Annotated in this window: 11 protein-coding genes and 3 rRNA genes; 11 read left to right on the top strand and 3 right to left on the bottom strand. The window is 44.2% G+C overall.

The genetic code is table 11. From position 1 onward, the window contains the following. Positions 1–51: 51 nt before the first annotated feature. Positions 52–1,281, top strand: a complete 1,230-nt coding sequence (gene dapG / locus DESACI_RS16810) for an aspartate kinase (RefSeq protein ID WP_014828396.1) — start codon at positions 52–54, stop codon at positions 1,279–1,281. A 41-nt stretch (positions 1,282–1,322) separates the two neighbouring features. Beyond that, positions 1,323–2,276 (top strand): 4-hydroxy-tetrahydrodipicolinate synthase, encoded by a 954-nt coding sequence (dapA, locus tag DESACI_RS16805; RefSeq protein WP_014828395.1) that lies wholly within the window; start codon positions 1,323–1,325, stop codon positions 2,274–2,276. A gap of 279 nt (positions 2,277–2,555) precedes the next feature. Here dapA and DESACI_RS23790 read toward each other — a convergent pair whose 3' ends face one another. Continuing rightward, on the bottom strand, positions 2,556–2,705 hold the full coding sequence (locus DESACI_RS23790) for a DUF1540 domain-containing protein (protein WP_014828394.1): 150 nt from the start codon (positions 2,703–2,705) through the stop codon (positions 2,556–2,558). A 434-nt stretch (positions 2,706–3,139) separates the two neighbouring features. Here DESACI_RS23790 and DESACI_RS16800 point away from each other — a divergent pair, with 434 nt between their 5' ends. The 4 genes from DESACI_RS16800 (at position 3,140) to rrf (ending at position 10,771) form a co-directional block, all read left to right on the top strand. Continuing rightward, a complete protein-coding gene (locus DESACI_RS16800; RefSeq protein ID WP_014828392.1) occupies positions 3,140–4,804 on the top strand; it encodes a ribonuclease J in 1,665 nt (554 codons plus the stop codon). 882 nt (positions 4,805–5,686) lie between these two features. Next, a 16S ribosomal RNA gene (locus DESACI_RS16795) occupies positions 5,687–7,254 on the top strand. Between the two features lie 366 nt (positions 7,255–7,620). After that, positions 7,621–10,533 (top strand): 23S ribosomal RNA (locus tag DESACI_RS16790). Between the two features lie 122 nt (positions 10,534–10,655). Beyond that, a 5S ribosomal RNA gene (gene rrf / locus DESACI_RS16785) occupies positions 10,656–10,771 on the top strand. Together the 16S, 23S and 5S rRNA genes form the textbook arrangement of a ribosomal RNA operon. A gap of 156 nt (positions 10,772–10,927) precedes the next feature. On the opposite strand, the gene DESACI_RS16780 is transcribed toward rrf, so the two are convergent. Further along, positions 10,928–11,431 (bottom strand): DMT family transporter, encoded by a 504-nt coding sequence (locus DESACI_RS16780; RefSeq protein ID WP_014828391.1) that lies wholly within the window; start codon positions 11,429–11,431, stop codon positions 10,928–10,930. Positions 11,432–11,769: 338 nt separating this feature from the next. Between DESACI_RS16780 and DESACI_RS16775 the strand changes: the two genes are divergently transcribed. Then, positions 11,770–12,135 (top strand): hypothetical protein, encoded by a 366-nt coding sequence (locus tag DESACI_RS16775; protein ID WP_014828390.1) that lies wholly within the window; start codon positions 11,770–11,772, stop codon positions 12,133–12,135. 185 nt (positions 12,136–12,320) lie between these two features. Here DESACI_RS16775 and DESACI_RS16770 read toward each other — a convergent pair whose 3' ends face one another. After that, positions 12,321–13,220 carry a LysR family transcriptional regulator gene (locus tag DESACI_RS16770; protein WP_014828389.1) on the bottom strand — a complete coding sequence of 300 codons (900 nt, stop codon included), beginning with the start codon at positions 13,218–13,220 and terminating at the stop codon, positions 12,321–12,323. 120 nt (positions 13,221–13,340) lie between these two features. Between DESACI_RS16770 and DESACI_RS16765 the strand changes: the two genes are divergently transcribed. The 4 genes from DESACI_RS16765 (at position 13,341) to DESACI_RS16750 (ending at position 18,674) form a co-directional block, all read left to right on the top strand. Further along, positions 13,341–14,621 carry an amino acid permease gene (locus tag DESACI_RS16765; protein WP_014828388.1) on the top strand — a complete coding sequence of 427 codons (1,281 nt, stop codon included), beginning with the start codon at positions 13,341–13,343 and terminating at the stop codon, positions 14,619–14,621. A 969-nt stretch (positions 14,622–15,590) separates the two neighbouring features. Next, the gene (locus DESACI_RS16760) at positions 15,591–15,953 is read left to right on the top strand and encodes a hypothetical protein (RefSeq protein WP_014828387.1); all 363 of its coding nucleotides are present in this window, start codon (positions 15,591–15,593) and stop codon (positions 15,951–15,953) included. A gap of 607 nt (positions 15,954–16,560) precedes the next feature. Next, a complete protein-coding gene (locus tag DESACI_RS16755; RefSeq protein WP_041276585.1) occupies positions 16,561–17,862 on the top strand; it encodes a putative DNA modification/repair radical SAM protein in 1,302 nt (433 codons plus the stop codon). Beyond that, the gene (locus DESACI_RS16750) at positions 17,841–18,674 is read left to right on the top strand and encodes a TIGR03915 family putative DNA repair protein (protein WP_014828385.1); all 834 of its coding nucleotides are present in this window, start codon (positions 17,841–17,843) and stop codon (positions 18,672–18,674) included. Before DESACI_RS16755 ends, DESACI_RS16750 begins: the two co-directional genes overlap by 22 nt. The last annotated feature ends 258 nt before the right edge of the window (positions 18,675–18,932 follow it).

The following is an 18,932-nucleotide window of genomic DNA, read 5'->3' as shown; positions in this document are numbered from 1 at the left end:
AAAATTTGATGGGTAAGGTTCGAATATCGAACCTCGAAAGAGGGGATTGGTTTGCGGATATTGGTTCAGAAGTTCGGGGGGACTTCTGTAGCGACACCGGAGCGCAGGTCGCAAGTGGTGTCCAAAGTTTCAGAAGCAGTTCACAGCGGGTATTCACCAGTTGTTGTCGTATCGGCGATAGGCCGATCCGGGGATCCCTATGCCACGGATACCTTTCTGAATATGGTTAAAGGAATTTATTCGGATTTACCGAAACGGGAATTAGATTTATTAATGAGCTGCGGTGAAGTTATTTCCGGGACTGTGCTGGTAAGCACCTTGAATAGTATGGGCTTTGAAGCGGTACTTTTTACCGGAGCTCAAGCCGGGATTATTACAAACAATGATTATGGGGATGCCAGGATTGTCCGAGTCGAACCGGGAGCTATTTTAGAACAGTTGAGTGAGGGTAAAGTTGTAGTAGTAACCGGTTTTCAGGGCATAACAGAAGATGGTCAGATAACGACTCTCGGGCGCGGAGGAAGCGACACCACGGCATCGGCCTTGGGGGTTGCCTTAGAAGCAGAAACCATCGATATCTACACCGACGTCGATGGCATCATGACGGCAGATCCACGAATCGTTGAAGATGCGCGAATTATTGATACCGTTACTTATAATGAAATTTGCCAATTAGCATATCAAGGAGCCAAAGTGATTCATCCTAGGGCCGTGGAAATTGCGATGCAGCGCAACATTCCCCTGAGGATAAAATCTACGTTTTCCGATGCACCGGGGACATTAGTCACGAATATGCACCCTGATCGAGGAGTTGGGACGGATATAACCAATGACCGGATTATTACTGGGATTGCTCATACCCCCAATGTCACGCAAATCAGAGTTTTGACGAAGGATGCTCCGGATCTGCACCTCACAGTTCAACGGATTTTTAAAGCAATGGCTCTTGCTGATATAAGTGTGGATTTTATTAGTGTTCAGCCTGAAGTAGTATTATTTACGGTTTCTGATGAAGTTGCCGCAAAGGGCGTTAAAATTTTGAAAAACACGGGATTTGAGCCGGAAGTTATCCCAAGCTGTGCGAAAGTATCCATAATTGGAGCAGGAATTGCCGGGGTACCCGGAGTCATGGCAGATATGGTGGAGGCACTTTCCGAAGCCGGTGTAACGATTTTGCAATCGGCAGATTCCCACACGACTATTTGGGTTTTAGTTCACAAGGAAGACATGGTTACTGCGGTCCAGTCGTTACATCAGAAGTTTAGGCTGGGTGTTTGTTAGGATGAGGAGAGAACTGACGTCAATGAGAAAGGATGAGTAAAATGCCTTTTGGAAGAATACTCACAGCCATGGTAACTCCTTTCAACGAAGCTCAGGAGGTAGATTATCAGGAAGCGAAACGCTTGGCAGAGTATTTAATAACCCACGGTTCTGATGGAATCGTCGTTTGCGGAACAACCGGAGAATCTCCGACTGTGACGGAAACGGAAAAAATAGAACTTTTTAAAGTCGTCAAAGAGACTGTGGGATCCAAAGGAACGGTGATTGGCGGAATTGGCACAAATTCTACCAAATCAAGTATATCCCTGGCTCGTAGAGCCGCCGCTATCGGTCTGGATGGCCTGATGGCAGTTGTACCCTATTATAATAAGCCTTCTCAAGAGGGAATGTATCAGCATTTTAAGGCGATTGCCGAAGCTGCGCCGCTGCCTTTAATGTTATATAACGTGCCGGGAAGAACCTCTGCGAATCTTCTGCCGGCAACGGTTAAACGTTTGTCTGAAATACCAAACATCGTTGCTTTAAAAGAAGCAGCGGGCTCCCTAGACCAAGTAAGTGAACTAAAAAGAATGCTGCCGGCTAATTTTGCAGTTTATAGCGGCGATGACTCGATGACCTTGCCCATGTTAGCGTTAGGCTGCAGCGGTATCGTGAGCGTAGCTGCCCATGTGATCGGAGACGAAATGAAAGCCATGGTTGATGCCTGGTTTGCAGGTGATATTGCTCAAGCGACCCAATGGCATCTCGACCTCTTTCCGGTATTTAAAGGGATCTTCATTACCGCAAACCCTGTTCCCATCAAAGCCCTCTTAAATATGTCAGGACTTAACGTTGGGGGCGTACGCTTGCCGTTAGTAGAGGCTACTAAAGAAGAAATTAAATTTTTGCAGGATCTTATGGAAAATGTCAAACGGATCGATCCAAGTAACGAAGACATATTACCGGAATTTGAACTTAGGGCAGCAACAGGTAGACCCATGGACCCAATGGTATAGATATACATCGTAATGAAATAAAGAACATAGTAACTTCGCTTATCGTCAGAGATGATGGTGCGAAGTTATTTTTTATGCTATTAGCTCTCCATGTAGCATCTCCACACTGCAACTCAATTATTAAAATATTCACCCTTCACAAGAATATTTTATTTTTCGGTGAGTATTCTATGTTAAAATTCTTATTTCTCCGGCGAAAAAACAGAGTCATTACTCCCTGAGGAGTAATGACTAAATACACGTCTATAATGGATAATTCCTTCAAATTATAAATCAAACCTAACTTTCTTTTTCACTTGGCTCGTAAAAAGCACACTCTGCTTCACGATCCATGACACTGGAAGTAACGCTTAGCGTCTCCAATTGACAATGACCTTCTTCGTTGTGGCTGCATTCAGTAGCGGAACATACTACATTCGTTTTTCCCATGATAGTTTAACCACCTTTCTCAAACAGAATCTAGAACTATAGTTCTCCAGAATGATTCACATTATTCCTAATATAGAATAGATAGATTTTCTTGAGTTTGATTGCGTTTGAGATTTGGGATATTCCTGATATTTGGCATTGCCAAACATCCTCAATCAAATATTTAAATAAATGTAATATGGTACTATCATCTTGAAAAGGTTGAAGGAGCTTGCCAGTGAACGATTTGCGCGCTATAATGAATTATATTTATTGTGCGGCTAGTTTCATAGATGCTTTCGAAATACTGACGAACACTGGACGTCATTGTGTTCGTTTAGAGTATTTCGCTTTTTTTGTTGCCTCAATTTCGGCGTCAAAAGAAACAACGAGGGTCTCCTTAGCTTTTAAGGCACAATGCAAGAGATAAAATAATTTACTGGAGGTAGATTTTATTGCCCAAAGAACACAAACTGCAAATTATCCCCTTGGGAGGGCTTGGGGAAATAGGAAAAAACATGACCGTGATACGTTATGATAATCAAATGGTGCTTATTGATGCCGGTCTGGCATTTCCTGAGGACGAAATGCTCGGTATCGATATTGTTATCCCTGATTATTCATATTTAATTGAAAACAAGGATTTGCTTCTCGGCATATTAATAACCCACGGACATGAAGATCACATAGGTGCTTTGCCTTATCTTTTGAGAGATATCGACGTACCTATTTTTGGAACGCGTTTGACCCTCGGGATCATTCAATCCAAGATGAAAGAAAGTAATTTAAATAGTATTAAGGCTACTGTGGTTCAGCCGCGTGATACTATTAAGCTCGGAGTTTTCAGAATAGAATTTATTCGAGTTAATCACAGCATTCCCGATTCTGTCGGAATAGCAATTCATACTCCCTTGGGGACTATTGTTCACACCGGTGATTTTAAACTGGATCACACACCAGTATCGGGAGAAATTCTGGACATCCATAAATTCTCTGAATTAGGGGATAAAGGGGTTTTATGTCTCCTCTCTGATAGCACCAATGTAGAAAGAGCCGGCTTTACACCCTCAGAAAGAAATGTCGGCGAGATGATTGACGAGGCGTTCCGCAATGCCAAAGAGCGGGTTATCCTGGCAAGCTTTGCCTCAAATGTCTACCGTTTGCAGCAGGCTATTACTTCTGCGGTCAAAACCAATCGGAAGGTTGCCGTTGTAGGGCGAAGTATGCTTAATATTGTGGGAATTTCAGCCGAATTAGGATATTTGGATATACCGGAAGGTACTTTGGTTGATATTGATGAAATCATCGGTCTGCCGGGTAATCAGGCTTGTATCCTGACAACAGGAAGTCAGGGAGAACCTATGTCTGCTCTTACCAGAATGGCTAATCACGACCATCGTCATGTGGCCATTCAGCCAGGTGACACAGTCATTATTTCAGCAAGTCCCATTCCGGGCAATGAAAAGTCTGTCGCCAGAACTGTAGACCAGTTGTTTAAACTCGGTGCCAACGTTATCTATGAATCGGCAGAGGGAATGCATGTTTCCGGTCATGCAAGTCAAGAAGAGCAAAAGTTAATGTTAAATATGGTACGTCCTAAGTATTTCATGCCGGTTCACGGCGAATATCGCATGCTGATTAAGCATGCTCAATTAGCGGAGCAGTTGGGAATTCCGCGTGAAGATATTTTTGTCTCTGAAAACGGCGGAATCGTCGAGTTTACTCGCCATGGGGCAGCTATCGGCGGCAAGGTAACGGCGGGAAAAATATTGATAGATGGCTTAGGTATTGGCGATGTGGGAAACATTGTCCTGAGAGACCGTAAACAACTCTCTCAAGACGGCATTTTAATCGTCGTGATGACGATTAGTCGTTCAACAGGGGCAATTGTGGCCGGACCCGATGTGGTCACTCGCGGTTTTGTCTACGTTCGAGAGTCAGAGTCTATGTTGGATGAAGCGAAATTAAAGGTTAGACAGACTATGGCCCGCTGCCGTGAGAATAATATAACAGAATGGGCGGTACTGAAGAGCCAAATCAGAGATGCTTTAAGCAAGCAATTTTATGAGAAAACCAGACGCAGACCTATGATTTTGCCGATTATTCAGGAAGTTGAATAATCAATTTATGAAATCATTCATGAATTGATTCGTAAAATCAAGAGATAACCATTCGACTAGTAAAGCTTGTCTGAAAAATTATTTAGAGAAAACTAATCATTATAGAATTCATAGATACCGATGTTTGCGTTATCGTATAGATAATTGAAAAGATCAGTCTATGAATTCTATTTTAGTTTCTTCTTCCTAATCCATCTTGCAAAATAATGTGCTCTGTATTAGGGATGCTTCGCACTGCTTTGCAGCTTCGTCCTTGACATATAGTTCATTTTAAGAGGTTGGGTAGCTAAGATGGTTAAGGAAAGGAACGATAAGAAGATTTGCAAGACTAACTTCCACCTCTAAGCGTGGTAGGGGTGGAAATAACTTTTACAATTGAGGTTTTTTTCGCAAGACATAAAACTTATCGACATACAACCGGAGTTTTGCCAGACTAAATGCCACTACTCCCCCAGGGGAGTAGATATTATAAGTTTGTTTGACTAAATGCAACTTGTCGTTTTGTCAAATTAAACGCGACTATTAAGTAAATCACTGGTTGCATTTAACTTGTCAACTTAGGGGGGTGAAAAAATTTAGCGAAAAAGCAAAAAAAGAGTTGACACGATGATGTGAGAAGTGTTATTATAACAAAGCGCTCAAGAACAGCGCTTTTAAATTCTCTCAAAACCTGTTGCTTAAATAATCTGGTTTGAAAAAGTGATTGACAGAATAAAGAGAGAGTGTTAAGATGAAATTCTGGCGCAAATGCCGGGAAGATAAAAAGATGGTCTTTGAAAACTAAACAACAAGGACAGCCAATGAGAGAAACTCGCAAGAGTTTCAAAAGAATCATGAAATCATGAGCAAGAAATCATCTTCTTACGAAGAAGTTGAATAACTTTTTTGGAGAGTTTGATCCTGGCTCAGGACGAACGCTGGCGGCGTGCCTAACACATGCAAGTCGAACGGAGAATTTCGTTAAGTTTACTTTACGAAGTTTTTAGTGGCGGACGGGTGAGTAACGCGTGGGTAACCTGCCCATAAAACCGGGACAACTCTTGGAAACGAGGGCTAATACCGGATACGCTTAAGAAGCGGCATCGCTTTTTAAGGAAAGATGGCCTCTGAAAATGCTATCGCTTATGGATGGACCCGCGTCTGATTAGCTGGTTGGTGGGGTAAAGGCCTACCAAGGCGACGATCAGTAGCCGGCCTGAGAGGGTGAACGGCCACACTGGGACTGAGACACGGCCCAGACTCCTACGGGAGGCAGCAGTGGGGAATCTTCCGCAATGGACGAAAGTCTGACGGAGCAACGCCGCGTGTATGATGAAGGTCTTCGGATTGTAAAGTACTGTCTTTAGGGAAGAACGGTCTCTTCAGGAATATGGAGGAGACATGACGGTACCTAAGGAGGAAGCCCCGGCTAACTACGTGCCAGCAGCCGCGGTAATACGTAGGGGGCGAGCGTTGTCCGGAATTATTGGGCGTAAAGGGCGCGTAGGCGGGTATTTAAGTCCGGTGTGAAAGATCAGGGCTCAACCCTGAGAGTGCATCGGAAACTGGGTATCTTGAGGACAGGAGAGGAAAGTGGAATTCCACGTGTAGCGGTGAAATGCGTAGATATGTGGAGGAACACCAGTGGCGAAGGCGACTTTCTGGACTGTAACTGACGCTGAGGCGCGAAAGCGTGGGGAGCAAACAGGATTAGATACCCTGGTAGTCCACGCCGTAAACGATGAGTGCTAGGTGTAGGGGGTATCGACCCCTCCTGTGCCGGAGTTAACACAATAAGCACTCCGCCTGGGGAGTACGGCCGCAAGGTTGAAACTCAAAGGAATTGACGGGGGCCCGCACAAGCGGTGGAGCATGTGGTTTAATTCGACGCAACGCGAAGAACCTTACCAGGGCTTGACATCCTCTGAACTCTCTAGAAATAGGGAGGTGCCCTTCGGGGAGCAGAGAGACAGGTGGTGCATGGTTGTCGTCAGCTCGTGTCGTGAGATGTTGGGTTAAGTCCCGCAACGAGCGCAACCCCTGTATTTAGTTGCTAACACGTCAAGGTGAGCACTCTAGATAGACTGCCGGTGACAAACCGGAGGAAGGTGGGGATGACGTCAAATCATCATGCCCCTTATGTCCTGGGCTACACACGTGCTACAATGGCCGGTACAGACGGAAGCGAAGCCGCGAGGTGAAGCCAATCCGAGAAAGCCGGTCTCAGTTCGGATTGCAGGCTGCAACTCGCCTGCATGAAGTCGGAATCGCTAGTAATCGCAGGTCAGCATACTGCGGTGAATACGTTCCCGGGCCTTGTACACACCGCCCGTCACACCACGAAAGTCTGCAACACCCGAAGCCGGTGAGGTAACCCGCAAGGGAGCTAGCCGTCGAAGGTGGGGCCGATAATTGGGGTGAAGTCGTAACAAGGTAGCCGTATCGGAAGGTGCGGCTGGATCACCTCCTTTCTAAGGAGAACGGTTTAGAGCTTAGGCTTTAAACGAACATCCTATGGGTCGATGCTCTTAGAAGAAAACGAAGGTTATACTTAAGTTTTTAATAAGAGATCAAAAAGAGTCGCAAGACTCAGCCGAGGGATCGGCAAACTCATTGGCAAAGCTGTTGTTTAGTTTTGAGAGACCAGGAAGATGAACCGCATAAATTATGCGATTTAATCAAAAAGGAATCTCATCTACAAAAATATTTGTAATTATCGAACAATCTGTTCTTTGAAAACTGCATAGAGAAACAATTTCTAGTAAGTCAAAGGAAACATCACCTCAAAACGACGTGTCAACGAAGTTTTGAGAAACCCTAACGTAGTATAGATTTTAGGTCAAGCTACTAAGGGCGTACGGTGGATGCCTAGGCGCTAAGAGTCGAAGAAGGGCGCGGTTAACAGCGAAATGCCACGGGGAGTCGTAAGCAGGCTTTGATCCGTGGATACCCGAATGGGGCAACCCCACCGGAGTCATATCCGGTGATCTGCAGCTGAATACATAGGCTGCCGAAGACAACCCGGGGAACTGAAACATCTAAGTACCCGGAGGAAGAGAAAGAATCATCGATTCCCTGAGTAGCGGCGAGCGAAACGGGAAGAGCCCAAACCAATCCCTTCGGGGATTGGGGTTGTAGGACCCTCTTTTAGGCACAATGTTCTAGCTGAAGAGATCTGGAAAGGTCGAGCAAAGAAGGTAACACTCCTGTAAGCGAAAGAGCAGAGTGCTGTGAGGGAATCCTGAGTACCGCGGGACACGTGAAACCCCGTGGGAAGCAGGGAGGACCACCTCCCAAGGCTAAATACTACTTAGCGACCGATAGTGAACCAGTACCGTGAGGGAAAGGTGAAAAGCACCTCGGAAGAGGAGTGAAAAAGAACCTGAAACCGTACGCTTACAAGCAGTCACAGCACTTCGGTGTAGTGGCGTGCCTTTTGTAGAATGAACCGGCGAGTTACGGTATGCAGCGAGGTTAAGGCGAAGAGCCGGAGCCGAAGCGAAAGCGAGTCTGAAAAGGGCGACGAGTTGCATGCTGTAGACCCGAAACCGTGTGATCTACCCATGGCCAGGGTGAAGGTGGGGTAAAACCCACTGGAGGCCCGAACTCACTGTCGTTGAAAAGGCAGGGGATGAGCTGTGGGTAGGGGTGAAATGCCAATCGAACACGGAGATAGCTGGTTCTCCCCGAAATAGCTTTAGGGCTAGCCTCAATTGATGAACCATGGCGGTAGAGCACTGAATAGGCTAGGGGCCTTACCAGGTTACCGAACCTTATCAAACTCCGAATGCCATGGTCTTAAGATTGGGAGTCAGACTGTGGGTGATAAGATTCATAGTCAAAAGGGAAACAGCCCAGACCATCAGCTAAGGTCCCAAAGTATACACTAAGTGGGAAAGGATGTGGAACTGCACAGACAACCAGGATGTTGGCTCAGAAGCAGCCACCATTTAAAGAGTGCGTAATAGCTCACTGGTCGAGTGGTTCTGCGCCGAAAATGTAACGGGGCTCAAGTGTATCACCGAAGCTATGGCTTGCACGTTTACGTGCAGGGGTAGGGGAGCGTTCTAAATGCAGGGAAGTCATTCTGTAAGGAATGGTGGAGTGTTTAGAAGTGAGAATGCCGGTATGAGTATGCGAAAAGACAAGTGAGAATCTTGTCCGCCGAAAATCTAAGGTTTCCTGGGGAAGGCTCGTCCGCCCAGGGTAAGTCGGGACCTAAGCCGAGGCCGAAAGGCGTAGGTGATGGACAACTGGTTGAGATTCCAGTACCACCGAGAAGCGTTATTAACAATGGGGAGACACAGAAGGATAGGTTAAGCGTGCCGTTGGTCGAGCACGCCCAAGCGAGTAGGAGGTAGGGTAGGCAAATCCGCCCTGCGATAACTCTGAGACGTGATGGGGAGCGAAACATAGTAGCGAAGTAACCGACTCCAAGCTGTCAAGAAAATCCTCTAGTGAGTGACTGGGTGCCCGTACCGCAAACCGACACAGGTAGATGGGGTGAGAAACCTAAGGCGCGCGAGAAAACCCTCGTTAAGGAACTCGGCAAAATGGCCCCGTAACTTCGGGAGAAGGGGCGCTCACTGCAAGGTGAGCCGCAGAGAAAAGGTCCAGGCGACTGTTTAACAAAAACACAGGTCCCTGCGAATCCGCAAGGAGAAGTATAGGGGCTGACACCTGCCCGGTGCTGGAAGGTTAAGAGGAGAGGTTAGCCGCAAGGCGAAGCTTTGAATTGAAGCCCCAGTAAACGGCGGCCGTAACTATAACGGTCCTAAGGTAGCGAAATTCCTTGTCAGGTAAGTTCTGACCCGCACGAAAGGTGTAACGATCTGGACACTGTCTCAACGAGGGACTCGGCGAAATTGTAATACCCGTGAAGATGCGGGTTACCTGCGACAGGACAGAAAGACCCCATGGAGCTTTACTGCAGCTTGACATTGGATTTTGGTATAAAATGTACAGGATAGGTGGGAGACAGAGAAGCTAGGGCGCCAGCCTTGGTGGAGTCGCCGGTGGGATACCACTCTTTTTGTACTGAAGTTCTAACTAGGTCCCCTGAATCGGGGATTAGGACAGTATCAGGCGGGCAGTTTGACTGGGGCGGTCGCCTCCTAAAGAGTAACGGAGGCGCCCAAAGGTTCCCTCAGCGCGGTTGGAAATCGCGCGCAGAGTGTAAAGGCAAAAGGGAGCTTGACTGCGAGACCTACAAGTCGAGCAGGGACGAAAGTCGGGCTTAGTGATCCGGTGGTACCGAGTGGAAGGGCCATCGCTCAACGGATAAAAGCTACCCTGGGGATAACAGGCTTATCTCCCCCAAGAGTCCATATCGACGGGGAGGTTTGGCACCTCGATGTCGGCTCATCGCATCCTGGGGCTGTAGTAGGTCCCAAGGGTTGGGCTGTTCGCCCATTAAAGCGGTACGTGAGCTGGGTTCAGAACGTCGTGAGACAGTTCGGTCCCTATCCGTCGCAGGCGCAGGAAATTTGAGAGGATCTGTCCCTAGTACGAGAGGACCGGGATGGACGAATCACTGGTGTACCAGTTGTCTCGCCAGAGGCACAGCTGGGTAGCTATATTCGGATCGGATAAGCGCTGAAAGCATCTAAGCGCGAAACCGGCCTCAAGATGAGATTTCCCACAGTGAGAGCTGGTAAGACCCCTGAAGGAAGATCAGGTTGATAGGCCGGATGTGGAAGCACCGTGAGGTGTGGAGCTGACCGGTACTAATCGGTCGAGGGCTTGACCTAATTGAACTACGGCAGGAACGTGGCTCAGTGTTTCCGAAGAAGAGAAGACGAAACTAGAAAGAAGACTCTATGTGGTTTTGAGAGAGCAGGGTTCTGTAAAAGAAAACTGAAAATCTCAGAGATCTGGTGATCATGCCGGAGGGGTTCCACCCGTTCCCATACCGAACACGGAAGTTAAGACCTCCAGGGCCGAGCATACTTGGGGCATAGCCCCTGGGAAATTAGGTCATCGCCAGGTAAACAAGCGAAAGACTGCCTTATGGGCAGTCTTTCGTTTGTTTATTGCAGGAATCGTGTAAGCATATTAAGTAACCCGCAAAGACTTTTTCATTTTACAATCGGCTTTTTGCGGCGATAGGCATTTCGCCCCGCCTTCGTATTTTAGTTTCCGAACCTACATTTTCACATTATTTCCCTTAACAAGCATAATTGTCCTTCTCTCAGAAATATAAAGCCCTGCCAAAGTAAGGATCGCTCCTACAAATGCGACCCAGGTAATTATTTCATGGAGGATAAGAGCAGATGCCGCGATGGTAATGACGGGAACAATATAAATGTATACACTCATTTTTACAGCACCTAAAATGCGGACAGACCAATTCCAACTGACAAAACACACAGCGGAAGCCCCTAAACCCAAGAATAATAGATTAAACATGTTTTGTACTTTTGTAAACGCATAATAATCAAAATGATAGGGTGCAAAGAAAAGAGACGGAATCATAAAAAGTAGTCCATAGAAGAAAACCTTGCGGGTACAGCCAATGGTATTATAGCGGAATTTGCTGATTTTGCGCATAAGAACAGAGTAAACTGCCCAGACAATCGCTGCGAGAGACGCTAATATATCCCCTAAAGGATTTACCTTTAAAATATAGCTGCCGTTGAGCAGAACCAATACTATCCCGAGGATTGCGATGATAAAGCCGATAAAAAACTCTGTCCGTAGATATTGCTCACATAGTCTTAACAGAACCTGAATTAATGGCTTCGGACCGGGAAGAAAATTGTCAGCTTAAGAGGATCTGGAAGGGTGTCGGTATTTTTGTTTGGAAGGCCGTAATGCAGCTAAAACTCCTAAAAATCAAACAGCATATGGGATGCAATTATGACATATTGCTATTGAAATATTTCGGATTAAAGTGGTAAAGTAAAAAATAGAACAATTAGAAATGAAGAAGCTATGAAGTCATAGGGAATATATTTTGAAATTCATTAAAGGAGATTTTTAGAAATATGCAAAAAAAATATGTAATCTGGAATTACGAGGAGCATGGGGATGTTACGAAATTTCCGGAATCATCTCTCAAAGAGATGGTATACTTCGGAGAAGACTCAAGTAACTGTCGTTTCCCGAATATAGAAGTTAACGAAGAAAATCAGGCGAAGCTTCTGAAGCTCGTCGAGGAGTATAATTTGCTTAGTGAGGAAGAACGCCAAGAGTTAAGCCTGATAAGTTTCTTTAAAGGGAAGGGAATTAATGTCGAGCATGTCGACGAATTTGAAGAACCCCGCAAAATCTTCATTTTACTCGTCTATTTCAAGGAGATTTGCAAACTGACAGACTTTGACCCCCTGCTTGCGCTTGAAAAAACAATTTAAGGAAAAGAGTATGAACAGCGTAATCAAGCAAACAAGGAGGGGTTCAAGGATTTCGGATACATTTAAAGTGCAGAGTCCTCGGGGCTCTTTTTGTGTGGGCGAAATACGGGATAACTTTAAGCAGTACATCGTTCTGCCGCATTATGCGAGCCGGATTCTACAAGTTTTAATAGAACTCTGTGATTTCAAACCTGCCGCCATTTTTCAGCGTGCCGGCCAACAAGAAGCAAGAATTCATGTAATGCCGGTGATTGCCACTTCTTTTTGTGATATGCAATCTGGGTGGTTAGACGTTCTTCCCTGTCATCCCAGGCAAGTTGAATAAGTTTACCTTCACGCACTTCATTTTGCACGGTGATCAGTGGAAGAAGTGAAAGGCCTAATCCTGACATAACACAGTTTTTAATGGCTTCAATACTCCAGAACTCAAGGTCAGGATTGGGGAAGATTCCATGTCTGTTAAGATGGTGCTCGAATAATGCCCGGTAAGTACATCCCTGCTCAGTTTGCAGTATCGTTTCGTCTTTTAAATTAGAAGGCTCTACATGCTCACAGTGGACAAGAGGATGGTCCGGTGGTGCAATGAGAGCCATTTTTTCGTGTACGAGGGTTTCGATGTGGAGCTCTCGGTCTTCAGTCTCCGGTTGAAGCAGGAAAGCAAGATCCAGTTCTCCAGAACGGATAAGGTCGCGTAATTCCCAACATACACCGGGCTTTAAAGTTATTTTAACTTCTGGATAACGGCTCTTATAGTCACGGATAATACCCGGCAAGCGAAAGGCTGCCAGTGATTCCGGAGCGCCAATTGTCAGTGTACCGACTAGAGCAGTGTCCGACCGGATCGCTTCTTTGGCCAAGGCATGCATTTTAGTGATTTCTTGGGCGTAAGGTATTAGTCTCTGTCCGGCATCGGTCAGAACAATTTTTTTGCCTAACCTGTCAAACAACGGCGTTTCAAGCTCTGCTTCGAGTGCTTGAATTTGAGCAGTTACACTGGACTGGGCGTATCCTAATTTATTAGCGGCGCGGGTAAAACTGCCAGCTTCGACTACGCTAAGAAATGTAAACAAATTACGTATTTCCAACGTTAAATCCCCTTCTATCATCGGTTATTACGATGCATATCATCGAAATATTCCGTTTTCCTGATAATATCATTATCTGGTACTATTAGAGGAAATTCAAGTGAAGTGGGAGATAGAATTATGAGTAATGAAAGAAGACTCAAGGGTACTATCGGATTGCCGCAGGCAATAGCTCTATATATCGGAGCCGTACTAGGATCGGGAGTTCTAATTGTGCCTGGGTTGGCGGCGGAGATTGCTGGCCCGGCTTCCCTGCTGGCGTGGGGCCTTATGACGTTGCTTATTTTACCACTGGCATTGTCTATGGGGTTGCTTTCATCTAAGTTTCCGAACGCTGGAGGAGTTTCCTATTTTGTAACAAAGGCATTTGGTCCGGAAGCCGGCTCGCTTGTTGGCTGGTTTTTTCTCATGTCTGTACCTATTGGTGCTCCAGTGGCTGCCTTGACAGGTGCTGGCTATATGTCAGCAGCTATGGGCTGGAGTGATAGTATGCGAGTTGCCCTGGCAGCAGTAATGCTTGCGGTCGGGCTATTTATTAACATTGTCGGCATGAAAGTAGCGGGTCAAGTGCAAATTGCTGTTGTCCTGGCAATAGTTGCTGTGTTGATGGTAGTCATTGTAGGAGCTGTTCCTAATATTGAGTATGTAAATTTTAAGCCGTTCATGCCCCATGGTTGGTGGAGTGTTGGCAAGGCTGCTTCTATTTTGTTCTGGTGTTATATTGGCTGGGAGGCGGTCTCTCATTTATCTGAAGAGTTTATAGATCCTCAACGTGCGGCAGTCAAAGGGGTAACTATTGCGGCTGTCATTGTTGGATTTCTGTATTTTCTCACAGCCTTTGCGACTGTTGGGACACATAATTACAATACGGCTGGATCAGATGCTTCCCTCGTCTTGGCTATAAGTAAGCTTTTCGGGCAATGGGGGGCTTTGGCTGCTGGATTAACTGGTGTGTTTATCTGTACCGCGACTATTATCGCCTATACGGGTGCAGCTTCCCGTCTTGCGTATGCCTTGGCCCGAGAAGGGAAGGCCCCACACTGGATGAGTGTTTTGTCTAAACGATTTGGTACACCAATCGGTGGAATTGCCTTTCTTGCTCTATGCTTTGTTGCTGTTCTTTATGTATATGCGAGTGGAAGAATATCCCTAACAACTCTTATACAAATACCAAATGCTACCTTCATTCTTACATATCTTGGTGGCTGTGCGGCCGGAATCCGGTTGTTAAAAGGAAGTTTTTGGGGAGTGCGCCTAAGCTGGCTTTCTTTTCTTTCAACAGCGGCTGTATTTCCATTTGTCGGTTGCGCGATTTTGTACCCCGTGGTCATTATTGTCTGTTTCGGGATGACAAGAGGGATAAGAAATAGAATCAGTTTGTCATTTAAATTTCGTAGTTAGCTTCGGTTGAGAAGCAGAATTGCGGTGAAGAGAGGTGATTAAACAAAGCAGAAAAGAAGGCAGAAAAGAGAGATATAAATAAAAAACGAGCTCCTAATTTTTAATCAGGAACTCGTTTTCACTCACATAAGGTTTGGCTATATGAAATTAGCATCATTTTTCATCACGCCCCTTTTTAGGAGATTTTTTTAAGGACACTCTTTGGCTCAGAAGCTTTTAAAGATTCAAGTCCAACTGAAGCGAGAATTTCATGAATCATATTAATCTGTTTCTTACTCAAATGCACACCTCCTTTTATAAAATTTAATATTAACATAGAATATATAATTGTGCAAGGTAAATTTATTGATCTGACAAGTATTCCGACTATTTATTTTAACTTTAATTCTAAAGATATGTTTAATATGCAAAACAATGGTTATAATTATATAAGGAATAGATGTACGTCACGGAAAGCTACTATATATTGTAACGATCCACCAAGGGAATTTTCTAGACGAAGTAAAAACTAATTAGTGAAAGAGGCTTCTTGTCGAGGATTATTAACTGGTAAAACACAACATACATTCTCCTTCAGGAGAAATGGGTTTTTCACAAACATAAATCCCTTTCTGACTGGATAAAAAAATAAGGACTTATCTGCAGGAGTAGGTAAGTCCTTGTTTTTTATTCACACGCAGATGGCTGCTATATATGTTGTGTAGTCGGACAATAGTTGAGATCAGTTGCCGCTTGATTCATACTTAATTGATGATCCCTATGATAATTAAAACAATGAGGACGACAGTCATAACAATAAAGAAGATGATGAAAAAAACACTACATGAGTTAATAAGTGGGAATCCATGTTATGTGTCAAAAGGATCGTCCCCCTTGCACCTCTATTTAGCTGCTAAAGTAAAAAACTAAGGACTAACGATTCGTTATATGATAAAACATACTATAGACTAGATGATGAGGTGAATTACTATGGAATATTCAAGAGAAGAATTGGCAGAAGCGTCACGAGTCGTATCTTCAACGATCAGCCAATGTGAAAAAATACAGCCAAAATTTGCAGAGGGTACTTCTCAGCACGGACTCCTCAAGAACAGAATTAAAGCAATGTATATTTCAAAATCGTTGATAGCCGATGAAAGTAGTATGAACAAATATTCAAAAGAAGAATTAATAGAAGCAGTACGCCCTGTATCCTCAATTATCAGCAAATGTGAAAAGGCGCAGCTAAAATTTGCGGAGGGGACATCTCATCACACTCGCTTTAGGAACATACTAAAAGCTATGTATATTTCAAAATCATTAATTACCGATGAAATTAATAAGAGAGGTTAACTTCCGGTTTTTGGTTGAGATTATAAACCTATTATGCTTTGCTGGAATCAGGAGAAAGGAACCTAGGATAGGATTTTGTGAAACTCGGTTATGAAAGGGGGTTACAGACTTTATTTCTTGTATTCGATGAGCTTCTTGATGAATTAGGTAAATTTGGAATGGCTTGACTTGTTTTAATTGGTGTCGCTACGGGTCAGCGAATCTATTCCGGACAAGCCATCCCAACGATATTAAGAGGGCTGTCTATTTCCTTATTGACAAAGCAATCATCGAATAATAGGGGCGTGGCGATTATCAGTTTGTGGAGCCAATGCTGCGAGATTACGTGAATCGCAGAATAGAGGTCTATTAGGTTTATTAGGACTTACTGTGTAATAATTTAACGTTCAAAACCCAAAGTGGGTGCAAAATGGCTAAAGGCTTTCTCACATCACCAGAGTAAAGAGTAAAGAATCAAGAGTCAAGAGCATAAAACATTAGTGTTAGATGTGCAATTTCGCTTCCAAGTATCATACATATGTTTGGTTATTTCCTTTGACAAGAACGTATGTTTTGTATTATAGTGTTGACAAGATCTTGGATAAACTAGACTATGGAGGGGATCGACATCGATATTTATGATAAATTGATGATTTTATCAGACTCGGCTAAATATGATGTAGCATGTACCTCCAGTGGTATCGATAGACGAGGGAAACAAGGGAGCATAGGAAATGCCGCGAAAGCGGGTATTTGTCATAGCTTTGCAGCCGATGGGCGTTGCATATCCTTACTGAAAGTATTAATGACCAATGTCTGTATTTATGATTGCAAATATTGCGTTAATCGCACCTCAAATGATGCCAGGAGAGCGTCCTTTACTCCCGCAGAGCTGGCAGAACTGACCATCAATTTTTATCGTAGGAACTATATTGAGGGACTGTTTCTTAGTTCCGGCGTCATTAAAAGCCCTAATTATACGATGGAGCAAATGATTAAAGCATTAACACTACTGCGGGAAACTTATCGTTTTAATGGATATATCCACGTTAAAGCCATACCGGGAGCTGATAGTGAGTTAGTTTCTCGCTTAGGGCTTTTAGCTGACCGTATGAGTATTAATATCGAATTACCCTCTCAAGAAAGTTTAAATCTTTTAGCTCCGAACAAGACAAAGGATTCCATCCTGCGGCCCATGGGATTGATTAGTCATAAGATCCAAGAGAACAGTACTGATCTTGTGAAGTTTCGACATGCATCAAAGTTTGTACCTGCAGGGCAGAGTACACAGCTGATTGTTGGGGCGACGCCGGATACGGATCATAAAATACTAACCTTAAGTGAAGGTCTCTATAAAAAATACCGCCTGAAAAGAGTTTTTTATTCAGCGTACGTACCGGTAGCAGAACATACACTTTTACCATCTGTAGACACTAAGCCTCCGCTTTTACGCGAACATCGCCTTTATCAGGCAGATTGGCTGTTGAGATTTTATGGCTTTGAAGCCAATGAACTGCTTGATGAGCAAAACCAAAATTTCGATTTACAAGTTGACCCTAAGTGTAATTGGGCAATGAACCATCTTGAACTGTTTCCCGTTGAAATCAACAAAGCCCCTTATGAAATGCTTTTGCGGGTTCCGGGAATAGGTGTTATTAGCGCCATGCGCATTCTCACGGCAAGAAAAAGTAGTGTAATCGACTTTGACGGACTTAAAAAGATGGGTGTAGTCCTGAAACGAGCACAATATTTTATCACCTGTAAGGGGAAAATTATGAATGGCTTTAAGATATCCTCTGACATTACTTTGAGAGCGCTGATGTCTGATCAACATAAATTATTGAACGGTTTTGCGGAGCAGCTTTCTCTTTTTTCTGATCCTCCCATGTCGAGAGAGGAAGTGAGTCAGTGTTTGACAGAACCGAGATAGTTTATGAATATGATGGAAGTTTCGAAGGTTTAATGTGCTGTGTTTTTGAAAGCTTTTCTCTTAAGGAGGTCCCCAGTGTTATCCGTACTCCAAGTGATCAGCAAAGTTTTTTTGATACGGCGAAATGGATTGAAACGGATATCCTCAAGTTCAACCGGGTCTATAAATCAATTGCTGCCAAAATATCTATTCAAGCGCAAGAATTAGTGCAGTTGGGTTTTTGGACCAATGCTCCTCAGAAGGAAATGTTAATCTATCATTTTTTGCGCTTAGGCTATAAACACGGGAGCAAGGTTATGTCGATGCTGACTGATGATACTGTCAGTACCCTGCAAAAAGCCGTTCGTCATTTGACGTCTGAGAGTCATAAGTTTAAGGGATTCGTACGATTTTCTGTTTATGATAAAGTTATGGTGGCGGTCATCGAACCTAAAAATTTTGTCTTGCCTCTTATCTCTTATCATTTCTGTGATAGGTTTCGCGATGATTCGTTTATGATTTATGATAAAACACATAGCATGGCTTTAGTTTATCATGGCCAAAAAGCGGAGCTGATCCGTGTCGATCAATTAACTTTACCTGAAGTTGACGAATCTGAAATTGAGTATCGTCACCTTTGGAAGCAATTTTATAACACCATTGCTATTGAAGCTCGCAATAATCCAAAATGCCGTATGACCCTAATGCCCAAAAGGTATTGGGGGCAAATGACGGAATTTGCCAAAGAAGAGGAATTACAAACTGTCATTAAAAATCAGCAAAATCCGAGCAAACAAATGATTCTAAATCATGAGCCTCAGCGATTGCTCTAGAGTTTATTGCGATCCTACGCAAACGTAAGATTTGTCTTTCGCCTCCAGCAAAATGCAGAAGTGTTGGAGGCTTTCTTAAACTGTGAGAGCGTATAACTTTCGGTTCTGTACTGCAAGAAGAGTTAATACGTGCGAAGATAGTGTCTTCCGCCGCCAGCCAAGTTTTCATTATACTTACAGGACTTACTGATTTTAATGAAATAGGAAGTAAGATTTAACCTTATTTTTTTGCTATAATTATGGAGTAAAGGAATCCTT

Origin of the sequence: Desulfosporosinus acidiphilus SJ4, assembly GCF_000255115.2 — a bacterium.
GTDB classification, from domain to species: domain Bacteria; phylum Bacillota; class Desulfitobacteriia; order Desulfitobacteriales; family Desulfitobacteriaceae; genus Desulfosporosinus; species Desulfosporosinus acidiphilus.
Note: the sequence above shows the minus strand (reverse complement) of the source record. Positions and strands in the feature narration are given on the sequence as shown.

Coding starts and splice junctions, on each gene's coding strand:
- DESACI_RS16760 (WP_014828387.1), top strand. CDS start 15,591: ATGGAATATTCAAGAGAAGAATTGGCAGAAGCGTCACGAGTCGTATCT.
- dapA (WP_014828395.1), top strand. CDS start 1,323: ATGCCTTTTGGAAGAATACTCACAGCCATGGTAACTCCTTTCAACGAA.
- DESACI_RS16765 (WP_014828388.1), top strand. CDS start 13,341: ATGAGTAATGAAAGAAGACTCAAGGGTACTATCGGATTGCCGCAGGCA.
- DESACI_RS16775 (WP_014828390.1), top strand. CDS start 11,770: ATGCAAAAAAAATATGTAATCTGGAATTACGAGGAGCATGGGGATGTT.
- DESACI_RS23790 (WP_014828394.1), bottom strand. CDS start 2,705: ATGGGAAAAACGAATGTAGTATGTTCCGCTACTGAATGCAGCCACAAC.